General features: G+C 39.8%; 14 protein-coding genes. 3 read left to right on the top strand and 11 right to left on the bottom strand.

Annotated features, from left to right (window positions below):
• The first annotated feature begins 83 nt into the window (after positions 1–83).
• Entirely contained in the window at positions 84–512 is a 429-nt protein-coding gene (locus V7Z64_RS09595; RefSeq protein ID WP_297990665.1) for a disulfide oxidoreductase, read from the top strand.
• Positions 509–973 carry a thioredoxin family protein gene (locus tag V7Z64_RS09590; protein WP_003399004.1) on the top strand — a complete coding sequence of 155 codons (465 nt, stop codon included), beginning with the start codon at positions 509–511 and terminating at the stop codon, positions 971–973. The genes V7Z64_RS09595 and V7Z64_RS09590 overlap by 4 nt, the downstream gene beginning before the upstream one ends.
• A gap of 25 nt (positions 974–998) precedes the next feature.
• Here V7Z64_RS09590 and V7Z64_RS09585 read toward each other — a convergent pair whose 3' ends face one another.
• Entirely contained in the window at positions 999–1,391 is a 393-nt protein-coding gene (locus V7Z64_RS09585) for a DUF5365 family protein (protein WP_297990664.1), read from the bottom strand.
• A gap of 105 nt (positions 1,392–1,496) precedes the next feature.
• On the opposite strand from V7Z64_RS09585, the gene V7Z64_RS09580 reads away from it, so the two are divergent.
• Positions 1,497–2,408 (top strand): RluA family pseudouridine synthase, encoded by a 912-nt coding sequence (locus V7Z64_RS09580; protein WP_297990663.1) that lies wholly within the window; start codon positions 1,497–1,499, stop codon positions 2,406–2,408.
• Here V7Z64_RS09580 and V7Z64_RS09575 read toward each other — a convergent pair.
• The 10 genes from V7Z64_RS09575 to V7Z64_RS09530 all read right to left on the bottom strand — a co-directional run bounded on the left by V7Z64_RS09575 (position 2,403) and on the right by V7Z64_RS09530 (position 9,001).
• Complete coding sequence (locus V7Z64_RS09575; RefSeq protein ID WP_297990662.1) at positions 2,403–3,740, bottom strand: hemolysin family protein; 1,338 nt, start codon at positions 3,738–3,740, stop codon at positions 2,403–2,405. The genes V7Z64_RS09580 and V7Z64_RS09575 overlap by 6 nt on opposite strands.
• Before the next feature lie 45 nt (positions 3,741–3,785).
• Positions 3,786–4,472 carry a zinc metallopeptidase gene (locus V7Z64_RS09570; RefSeq protein ID WP_297990661.1) on the bottom strand — a complete coding sequence of 229 codons (687 nt, stop codon included), beginning with the start codon at positions 4,470–4,472 and terminating at the stop codon, positions 3,786–3,788.
• Between the two features lie 137 nt (positions 4,473–4,609).
• Positions 4,610–5,089, bottom strand: a complete 480-nt coding sequence (locus V7Z64_RS09565; protein ID WP_297990660.1) for a DsrE/DsrF/DrsH-like family protein — start codon at positions 5,087–5,089, stop codon at positions 4,610–4,612.
• 58 nt (positions 5,090–5,147) lie between these two features.
• Positions 5,148–6,281, bottom strand: a complete 1,134-nt coding sequence (locus tag V7Z64_RS09560; protein WP_297990659.1) for an MBL fold metallo-hydrolase — start codon at positions 6,279–6,281, stop codon at positions 5,148–5,150.
• A gap of 53 nt (positions 6,282–6,334) precedes the next feature.
• Positions 6,335–6,568, bottom strand: a complete 234-nt coding sequence (locus V7Z64_RS09555; protein WP_297990657.1) for a glutaredoxin family protein — start codon at positions 6,566–6,568, stop codon at positions 6,335–6,337.
• An 83-nt stretch (positions 6,569–6,651) separates the two neighbouring features.
• The gene (locus V7Z64_RS09550) at positions 6,652–7,428 is read right to left on the bottom strand and encodes a sulfite exporter TauE/SafE family protein (protein WP_297990656.1); all 777 of its coding nucleotides are present in this window, start codon (positions 7,426–7,428) and stop codon (positions 6,652–6,654) included.
• A 48-nt stretch (positions 7,429–7,476) separates the two neighbouring features.
• Positions 7,477–7,704 (bottom strand): sulfurtransferase TusA family protein, encoded by a 228-nt coding sequence (locus tag V7Z64_RS09545; protein WP_003399180.1) that lies wholly within the window; start codon positions 7,702–7,704, stop codon positions 7,477–7,479.
• A gap of 12 nt (positions 7,705–7,716) precedes the next feature.
• Entirely contained in the window at positions 7,717–8,112 is a 396-nt protein-coding gene (locus V7Z64_RS09540; RefSeq protein WP_003399177.1) for a DsrE/DsrF/DrsH-like family protein, read from the bottom strand.
• A complete protein-coding gene (locus V7Z64_RS09535) occupies positions 8,112–8,690 on the bottom strand; it encodes a sulfurtransferase TusA family protein (protein ID WP_297990655.1) in 579 nt (192 codons plus the stop codon). Before V7Z64_RS09535 ends, V7Z64_RS09540 begins: the two co-directional genes overlap by 1 nt.
• Positions 8,687–9,001, bottom strand: a complete 315-nt coding sequence (locus tag V7Z64_RS09530) for a rhodanese-like domain-containing protein (protein WP_297990654.1) — start codon at positions 8,999–9,001, stop codon at positions 8,687–8,689. The genes V7Z64_RS09535 and V7Z64_RS09530 overlap by 4 nt, the downstream gene beginning before the upstream one ends.
• Positions 9,002–9,167: the final 166 nt, after the last annotated feature.

Here is a 9,167-nt window from a genome sequence, read left to right as displayed (position 1 = left end):
GTAAGTAAAATATCGTCGCAATTTACATCATTTCTTTCCATGTACTATAATGAACAAAGAGCAAAACATAAAAAGGTGGGACGATGATGCATAAAGAAAATTACTTATTAGCCGCTTGGAGCGTCGCGCTGATCGCCACACTTGGCAGCCTTTATTTTTCTGAGGTACTAAAATTTATTCCGTGTGAACTTTGTTGGTACCAACGTATTTTTATGTATCCACAAGTATTTTTGCTTGGTATGGCTTTCGTACGAAAACAATTTGTTATCGCACGTTATACACTGATGTTGTCCATCATCGGTGGAACGATTTCTTTATACCATTATTTCATTCAAAAAGTCCCATTTTTCCGTGATACCGCTCCATCATGTAGCATTGTGCCGTGCACAGGAGATTATTTAAACTGGCTTGGGTTTATTACCATCCCACTACTAGCATTGGTTGCCTTTATTTTCATTAGTGTAATTAGTTACCGAGTAATTCAAATGGAGAAAGAAGGGAAATACATATGAAAAAGTTGCTTATTTTCGGTGGTGTAATTATCGCTTTATTTATTGCGCTAGCTTGGATTACATCATATACCCAAAAACAAAAAGTAGAAGGAAACCCATTCGGGAAAGAAGAGCTACATCCTGCCACGATCGATCTTCTCGATGATCCGAATTACAAAAACATTATTTTGCCTGATGAATTAAGAGAAGCATTAAACAATAAAGAAACGATGACGATTTATTTTTACAGCTCAACGTGTGAGTTTTGTAAAAAAACGACACCAATCGTCGTACCATTAGCGAAAGAAATGGGAATCGACTTGAAGCAATTTAACCTTCTTGAATTTGACGAAGGGTGGAACGAATATCGAATTGAAGCAACGCCAACGATCGTACACTTTCAAAACGGCAAAGAAGTTGCACGCATAGAAGGTTATTATGAAGAAGATGTATTTCGCCAATGGTTTGAACAAATAAAATAAAAAAGCCTTCACAGCGAAGGCTTTTTTACATCACCCAAGCATGAACAGGCTTCGTATACATGCTGACATATTCATCTTTCTTATGCAAAAAATGTCCAAGAGTGAGCGGAAAACTAATTCCATGCTGTTCTAGCTGTTCAACATTGCGCTGAAACAGATGTTCATAGTGATCTGAAAGATGATGGAAAGAGACATACTCAATAATGACTTGTAATGATTGTAATGCAGAAATAATCGCGAACGCCTCCTTCAGCGTACCATCATATGTAGAGGGTTCAAACTGCAATATGCCTAACGATTGAAATGTTTCAATTTCGTTATCTGTAAAATATTTCGGGAAAACGGACGTATAAAACTGTTCAATGAGTGAACCAATATATTGTTTTTGTTCTTCTGTAGCGGCATAGACGGTTTTCAATTGACCTCACCTTTTTCCATTTCTTTTCCTAATCTATAACGAAATTGTAACACACCAACCGCTTTTTTGGGTTTGGTAATTTCTTGTAAAGAGAGAGTGAGACGAATGAAAGTACAGAAAAAAGGAAGCTGGTTCATATTTGACGCCCCATCTTCTTGGGTTGGCCTATCTATTGAGCAAGCGTTCCGGACAAAGTGGTTCGTTCCAAAAAAAATGTTACATGAATGGCGTATGACAAAAGGAGTAGCAATAAATGACAGACTCGTTCCTTTTCATACGATCATTTCAGCTCATGATCGCATTCGCATTCGCATAAAAGAAGAACATATTGAGCCAGCTCCAACATATATCCCGCTTCATATTATATTTGAAGATGAGCATGTGCTCGTTATTAACAAACCAGCGCATATGGACGTCCATCCGACGCACGAAGGCGAAACGAACACGCTAGCAAATGCGGTTGCATTTCACTTTCAATGCGAAGGCATTCACAGCAAAGTTCGTCATGTCCATCGGCTCGATCGCGACACGAGCGGTGCAATTTTGTTCGCCAAACATGCGCTTGCTGGAGCTATTCTCGATAAATATTTAGCCGAACGTGCCATTCAGCGCACATATATTGCTTTAGTTCACGGATATGTCAAACAGAAAAAAGGGACAATCGCGGCTAAAATCGGCCGCGATCGCCATCATCCAACGAGACGGCGCGTATCAAAAACGGGAGATCATGCCATTACGCATTACGAGCGTCTCAAATATGATAAGCAAAAAGATGTATCACTCGTTCGCCTAACGCTTGATACAGGGAAAACACATCAAATTCGCGTCCATATGAGCTATATCGGACATCCGTTAGTTGGAGATACATTATATGGGGGAAAACCGTGGCTTAATCGGCAAGCATTACATGCCATCTCTCTTTCGTTTCCACATCCATTTACGAAAGAGATTATCACATGTCGTGCCTTATACGATGAAGATGTTTTTGGAAATATAAAAAGAGGCTCGTTATTATAACGCAGCCTCTTCATTGACGTCTTTTACGATGTCTACCGTTTGCGGACGACGCGCCACTTCAATTTTTTTTACATGATGGCCGTCCAGCTGCATAACAGTGAAGACATAATCACCAAACTCAATTTGTTCTCCAGGACGAATATTATAACGCTCTGTTAACATCCATCCGCCAATCGTGTCGACATCGGTATCATCAATTTCTAAGCCGAATAAATCATTAATTTCATGAATGAGCACTTTTCCATCTACAATTGTACGGTTCTCATCTACTTTTTGAATCAACGGCGTCTCATCGATGTCGAATTCATCACGAATTTCCCCGACGATTTCTTCTAAAATGTCTTCTACCGTCACTAAACCAGACGTTCCGCCGTACTCATCAACTAAAATGGCCATATGAATACGCTCTTTTTGCATTTTCACAAGCAAATCTTGAATTGGAATTGTTTCAATCACTTGAATAATGGGGCGAATATATTGACTCAACTGCCTTCGCTCGTGACAGTTTACAACAAGATCAGTAAACAACTCTTTCACGTTGACTAAACCGAGTATATGGTCTTTGTCCCCATCAATGACAGGATAACGTGTATACTTTTCTTCACGAATCGTTTGTAACACATGTTCCATCGAATCGTTCACATCTAGCGCAACAATTTCTTTTCGTGGAACCATAATTTCTTTTGCGACTCGGTCATCAAATCGGAAAATGTTATTCACATATTTATATTCCGTATGATTAATTTCTCCGTTTTTATAGCTTGCTGATAACAAAAGACGCAACTCTTCTTCGGAATGAGCCAATTCTTGTTCATTAGATAGCTGAAAACCAAATAAACGAACGACTAAACGCGCAGACCCATTTAACAACCAAATAAACGGATACATGACGCGATAAAACAACATAAGTGGGCGCGCTGTCCATAGCGTAATGGTTTCCGCCTTTTGAATCGCAATCGTCTTCGGTGCTAATTCACCAATAACGACATGAATAAACGTAATTATCGCAAATGCAACAATAAAAGAAGCGCCATGGGCAAATGATGGCGATACATCAAACTCATCAAAAAGCGGCCGAAGCGCTCGTTCCACCGTTGGTTCTCCAAGCCAACCGAGACCGAGTGATGTCATTGTAATCCCTAGTTGATTGGCAGATAAATACTCATCTAAATGAGTAATAACATGTTTGGCTGCTACTGCTTTTTTATTGCCTTCCTCAATGAGTTGATCGATACGTGACGGACGCACTTTCACAATCGCAAATTCCGAAGCGACAAAAAAACCAGTAAGCGCAATAAGAAAAACGATCATCCATAAACTAAATATGTCCAACGAACGTCCGCACGCATCATGCGTGCGGATGCCACCTCCTATTGATTAATCTTCATTGTTCCCTTGTACAAAAATAAGCACATACTTAATTAATTCTAACACCGAAATAAGCGCTGCAGCAACATACGTTAGTGCCGCGGCATTTAATACTTTATTGACTCCGCGTTCTTCTTCATTGCGAATAATACCTTCCGCAATCATATAGTCTTTTGCACGCGAACTTGCATTAAACTCAACTGGCAACGTAATAACTTGGAATGCTACCGCAAATGAGAATAAAATGATCCCTAGACCAATTAAAGAAAATTGTTGTAATAAAAACCCACCTAAAAGAAGGAAAGGAGCAATACCAGACGTAAAATTCACTAACGGGAACATGCGATGACGTAATACGAGCGCACCGTATGCTTCTTGATGTTGCACCGCATGACCAACTTCATGAGCCGCTACCGAAACTGCAGCGATCGAACGACCATAGTACACAGGCTCTGATAAGCGAACAGCGCGAGCAATCGGATCGTAATGATCTGTAAGTGTTCCTGGCACAAGCTCTACTGGCACATCATATAAACCGTGACGGTCAAGAATAAGACGTGCCACTTCTGCCCCTGCTAAACCAGCTGAGGCAGGTACATCTGACCATTTGTTAAAGTTTCCTTTTACTTTAAACTGCGCCCAAATAGATACGGCAAAGGCGATTAAAATAAGAAAATCCATTGGATGAAAAAACATTACATCATCCCTCCATCATTTTATATTGTAATGAAAAATGAACGAAAATAAAAGAGAATACTTTCACATACATTGTATACGACTATTGTGTCCAAAAAGTTTCATGAAATCGAAAAAAACCTCGCTATAAGCGAGGTTTAAATAAATAAATTTACTTTTCCTTCTGTCGCATCTCCTAAATAAGCCGCGACCCCTCCAAGTTCAACACCATCAATTAATTCTTCTTTCTTAATGCCTAATAAATCCATTGTCATCGTACAAGCGACAAGTTTCACCCCTTGCTCTTGCGCCATTTCAATTAATTGTGGAAGCGTCATCGCGTTATGTTTTTTCATCACATGTTTAATCATTTTTGGACCGAGTCCACCCATGTTCATCTTCGATAATCCTAGTCGATTCGCTCCTTTTGGCATCATCCAGCCGAACATTTTTTCAAGCCATCCTTTTTTCACAGGGACATGCTCTTCCTTTCGTAATGTATTTAATCCCCAGAACGTGAAGAAAATCGTCACATCATGATCATAAGCTGCGGCGCCATTAGCAATAATAAACGCTGCCATCGCTTTATCTAAATCACCACTAAATAAAATAATTGTTGTTTTCTCCTTCTTTTCCATTTGTTCATCTCCTTTCATTCTAGAAACAAAATACCCCAACAAATTGGGGTATTTTGTTTTAATGTGTATGGTGAACAGCGCAACGGTTCGGACCAATTTCTAGTTCTTGTTGTTGTTCTGGCGTTGCATCTTTCACACCACGGTTAATCGCAATAATGTCTTCAAAGTTCGGCGGTGTTTCAGAAGATGCTGACTGCGCCACGTGTTCAACGAATTCCTCTTGCGTTTTCCCTTGCATCATTTCATTCATTTGACGAATGTTGCCTAACGTATTACCGATATATCCCTGTTCATTCACTTCTTGATCAAAGTTTGCATAGTGCGCAGGGAGAACGATGACGTCATCGGCAATTTGTGCAACTTTGTTATACACTGTGTCATACAAGTCTTTTGCCCACTCGCGCGCTTTTCCACCAAGATCTGGTCGACCAAGGCCGCTAACGAAAATAGTATCGCCTGAGAATAACAATTTATTGTTTACGAAGAACGATACACTTCCCGGAGTATGACCTGGTGTTTTAATCGCTAATACTTCTAAACTTACTCTTTCAAACTCGATGCGATCGTGATTTTCTAGCGGTTCAAATTCAAATACCGCTCCTTCGCTCTTCATTAAATAATATTTCGCACCTGTTTCCTTCGCTAATGCATATCCACCGGAAATGTGGTCTGCGTGTAAGTGTGAATCAACAATATGTGTAATTGCTACTTGCTCTTTTTCGGCCACTTCTTTGTACGCATCAATGAATCGTGATGGATCAACGATAAGAGCTTCTTTTCCTGATACGACCATATAGGAAAGACAACCTTTGCCGACTCGGATGAATTGATATACTTTCATATCTTCATTTTGATATACGACAACCGGATACAAATATTCACTCCATGCTTTCATGCCGCCTTTTAAATAAAATACTTCTAATCCTTTTTCGGCGAGCATTTCCGCAACCATCATAGAAGATCCTTCTTTTGCGCAAACGACGACGATTTTTTTATCTTTTGGCAAACGATCTAATACTGGCTCAACACCATCAATTAATTCAAAATAAGGGATATTTAAATATTCAATTTGTTCCCCTTCAATTTTCCAATCTGCAAAGTCTGATTCATTGCGAACATCAAATAAGAAAAATGGTTCCTTATTTACAATCATCTCATTTATTTGTTGTGCTGTTAACGCATATACTGACATATGTCATCCACCTCTCCTTTATACCTAATAGGGTATTAATGTAGATAAAAAAATTATTGTTGCAACAATTGCATAATTCGTTGAGGATCAAATCCAATTACCCAACGCCCGTTAATTTCTGTTTGCGGCACTCCCATTTGCCCTGTCGAACGAACAACATAATCAACAGCTTCAGGATGTTGATGCAAATTCACTTCTTTAAACGGAATGCCCCGTTCAGCTAAAAAGTTTTTTAACAATGTACAATATGGACATGTTGTTGTCGTATATACAGTGACTTGTTTCATCTTCCTATTCCTCCTTTCATGTTCCGGTATTTTATATACCCCTATGAGTATTATAACATAAAGGATGAACTTTTCAACATTTTTTACAAAATATCCAACCAAATTTTAATCGCTGTTGCTACGATAAGTGCTGCTAAAATAAACTGTAATATTTTCGTATTTACCTTTTTACCAACATTCGCTCCAATCGGGGAAGCAATTAAACTTGCAACAACCATAATGAACGCCGTCCAAAAATCAAATTGCCCCGTCGTAATTTTTCCTACTGTTGCCCCAATCGATGAAATAAACGTAATAGCTAGCGAGGTCGCGATTGTCATGCGCGTTGGAATTTTCAATACGACAAGCATAATCGGAACGAGAATAAATGCACCAGCAGCACCAACAATTCCAGCACTTACACCGACAATGAATGCTAATAACGCAGCAAGCCATTTGTTGAATGTTACTTGATCAAGCGGAATGTTATCAATTCCTTTTTTTGGAACAAACATCATCATTGCCGCGATAGTAGCTAACACCGCATAAACGATATTGATGCCACCTTCGCTCATTAATTTCGAGCCGTAACCGCCAATGAAACCACCGATCAAAATGCTCGTTCCCATGTAAATAATTAACGTCTTGTTTAAATACCCACCTTTACGGTACGCCCAAACACCGCCAATCGTCGCGAATAATACTTGAATGGCGCTAATGCCTGATACTTCATGCGCGCTGAATGCCGCATAGCCTAACAATGGTGGGATATATAGCAACATCGGATATTTAATAATTGAACCACCAATCCCAACCATGCCGGAAATGAACGAACCGATGAAGCCGATGAGAAAAATCGTCACGATAAAACCTATGCTCATGCTAGCTCACTCCTTATATTGAACATCGGGACGCATTCCCGATGTTCACTACGCTTTACGAACCCAAAATTTTAGTACATCGCCCTCTTCAATCATGTCGATCATTTCATGACCAGCCGATTTCGCCCATGCAGATAAATCGTTTTTTGCTCCTTTATCCGTGACATGAATTTCTAGCACTTGACCTGATTGTAACGTATCCATCGCTTTTTTTGTCCGAACAATCGGCATTGGACACGCTAACCCTTTTGCATCAACAACAAGATCCGCTTTCATGTTTTTCCCTCCTTAAAATGTTAACGTAATGTCAGCGTCTTTCGCAAAATCAAGGAATGTAACGGCTCCACCAACATCAATGCCGTCTACAAAATGTTCTTTTGTTAATCCCATGACATCCATCGTCATTTGGCATGCGATAAACTTCACGCCCATTTCTTGCGCCATCCCCACGAGTTCTGGAATGGATGGGACGTTCGCTTGTGCAAATCCTTGTTGAATTTGTTCTTTTCCTTCTGGTAACGGCAGTTGTTTATACGCTTCCTTATGAATTAAATTCAATCCTTCAAACGTAAAGAAAATCGCTACTTCTGCTTCTGTTGCTGCAGCTGCTGTTGCAATGTTAAATACTTTATATGCATCAAATAAACCGCCGTTTGCTGCAATAATTGCTACACGTTTTTTCATTATTCATTTCCCCCTTTAACCATTGTTCCTTTCCATTCTGTCATACCTGGAATGACGTTAAATACATGCGCAAATCCTTTTTCAGCTAATTGTTGGGCTGCAAGGTCACTGCGATTGCCTGTTCGACAAATGACGTAAATCGTCTCATTTTTGTTTAATTCATTCATACGTGTTTCTAATTGTCCAAGCGGAATATGATATGCCCCTGGTATATGACCAAACGCATATTCTGCTTCTTCACGCACATCTAAAATAAACGGTTGTTCATTGTTTTCTACTTTTCTTTGCAATTCGTCTAAAGCGACGACATGAGGGTATTTTGTTTCTTCTTTCACTTCGGTAGGATTCACCTTACGAAGGTAATGCTTCAATACCTCCCCTTCTTCGATCGTTCCGATGTATTGGTGTCCTGTATTTTTTGCCCAACCTTGAATATCAGCAAGCGATCCTTTATCCGTTGCTTGCACCTCAAGCACTTGACCAGGTTGTAATTGCTCCATCGCCTTTTTCGTACGAACAATCGGCATCGGACACGCTAGTCCGCGCGCATCAACGACATAATCTACGTGAATTGTCACTTTACTCCCTCCCCTTTTTCAACTTCTCCTGTCCATTCAAGCATCCCGCCCGTCATATTTACGACGCGGTATCCGTAACTTTCTAACAATTGACAAGCCATACCGCTTCGGTTTCCTGAGCGACAAACAAGAATATGTTCTTGATCTTTATTCACCTCATTCATCCGCTCAAGTAGTTGACCGAGCGGGATGTGACGAGCACCAGGAATTTTCCCTTGAGCCACTTCTTCATCCTCGCGCACATCAATAATGCTTAGCGCACGCCCTTCTTTTAATTGTTGTTCTACTTCCTGTGGCAATATATGCTTCATTTTTATCACCTCTTTATACTCATAAGGGTATATTTTGTTTTAAAAAAATAAGTTATTACCATTACCTCTATGAGTATATTACAAAAACCCCACCCGTTTGTCAACCGTTTTTTTACGAAAAAAAACCTTGTGCGACACAAGGAATTAAACAAGCGTTTTATGTTCT

Origin of the sequence: Anoxybacillus sp. (assembly GCF_036834105.1) — a bacterium.
Lineage (GTDB): Bacteria > Bacillota > Bacilli > Bacillales > Anoxybacillaceae > Anoxybacillus.
The sequence above is the reverse complement of the archived record's forward strand: the minus strand, read 5'-3'. Positions and strand labels throughout refer to the sequence as shown.